At 71.6% G+C, this 1,353-nt stretch carries 2 protein-coding genes; both read right to left on the bottom strand.

What is annotated here, in order from left to right; genetic code table 11:
• Positions 1 to 576, bottom strand: a 576-nt coding sequence (locus AOK03_RS36840; protein WP_244177893.1) for an FGGY family carbohydrate kinase, incomplete at its 3' end; no start/stop codon positions are given.
• A 3-nt stretch (positions 577 to 579) separates the two neighbouring features.
• Positions 580 to 1,353: MFS transporter (locus AOK03_RS36835; protein WP_157869182.1), on the bottom strand; the 774-nt coding region annotated here is incomplete at its 5' end.

Raw genomic sequence — 1,353 nt, 5'->3', positions numbered from 1 at the left:
CAGGGCGACGATCTCGGGGTCGTAGTCGCCGGTGGTGTGGTCGAGGAAGGGCGCTGAGGCGTCGGACTCGTCCGTGGCGGCGACTCCGGTCAGCCGCAGGAACAGCCAGCCCGCCGCGGTCAGCGAGACGGCCGAGCGGGCCAGGCGCTGCGGATCGTGGGAGCCGAGCCAGCTGAAGATGGCGTTGGGCATGCCGCTACAGGTGAGGGACCCGTTGCGACGGTAGGCCTCCTCCAGGACGCCCTCGCGCTCCCAGCGGGTGAGGATGTCCCCGGCGCGTCCGTCGGACCAGAGGATGGCGGGTCCGGTGGGGCGGCCCGCGGTGTCCACGAGCCACGCCCCGTCGCCCTGGGCGGTGAACGTCACGAGCCAGACGGGATCGGCGATCTCCGACAGGGCGTTGCGGACGGTGTAGACGACGGCGTTCCACACCGTGTCCATGTCCTGCTCGGCCCAGCCGGGATGGCGGCGGTGCACCTCGGTGGCGAGCCGGGAGACGGCGAGTTCGTTGCCCTGGTCGTCGAAGACCACGGACTTGATCATCGTGGTGCCGACGTCGACGGCGAGTACCGACATGGGTCACAGTCCCTTCGTGGCGGGTGCGCCGACGGGCTCGTGGGCGTCGGCGGGAAGCGGCTGTGGCAGGCGTACCGCGGAGTCGGCGGCGGGGGTAGTGGTCCGCAGGGCAAGGGTGAGTACGGCACTGACCGCGTGGAACCCGGCGAAGATCCACACCACGCCGCCCACCCCGAGCGGCCCTCGGAAGAGGCTGACGACGAGCGGCCCGACGAAGGTCGAGGCACCGGCACCGAGGTTGAGCGCGGCCATGGCCTGCCCCTTGTGGGCGGGGGCGATGGCGGTCATCAGCGCGGAGAGGGGCACATACCCGGAGAGCGTCGCGCCGTAGAACACGGCGACCAGGACGCACACGGCGTACTGCGAGCCGACCGCGGACGGCACGTAGTACAGGACGAGGGTGGACAGGGTGCAGCCCACGCCGCCGAACCAGGCGACGGTGGCGCGCCAGCCGACCTTGTCGCCCACCACCCCGAAGAGGAGGTTCGTGACGATGTTGGTGACGAACATCAGGGCGAGAAGGCGCAGCCACTGCGCGTTGCTGAGCCCGATCTCCGTCACGAACCACGCGGGCAGCATCACCAGGAAGCCGAACTGCGAGGCGGTGTTGAACATCCGCACCGCCGCGCCCGCGCCCACCCGGGGCTCGCGGTACAGGATCGTCAGGCTGCCGACGAGCCCGGCCAGGGGGCTCTCCCCCTGCGGCGCCAGGCGCCCGGAGCCGGTGCGTTCGCGGATCAGGAGCAGCGGCAGGAGCCCGCCGACGACGACCACGCC

Source organism: Streptomyces atriruber, assembly GCF_001418325.1.
Classification (GTDB): Bacteria; Actinomycetota; Actinomycetes; order Streptomycetales; family Streptomycetaceae; genus Streptomyces; species Streptomyces atriruber.
Note: the sequence above shows the minus strand (reverse complement) of the source record. Positions and strands in the feature narration are given on the sequence as shown.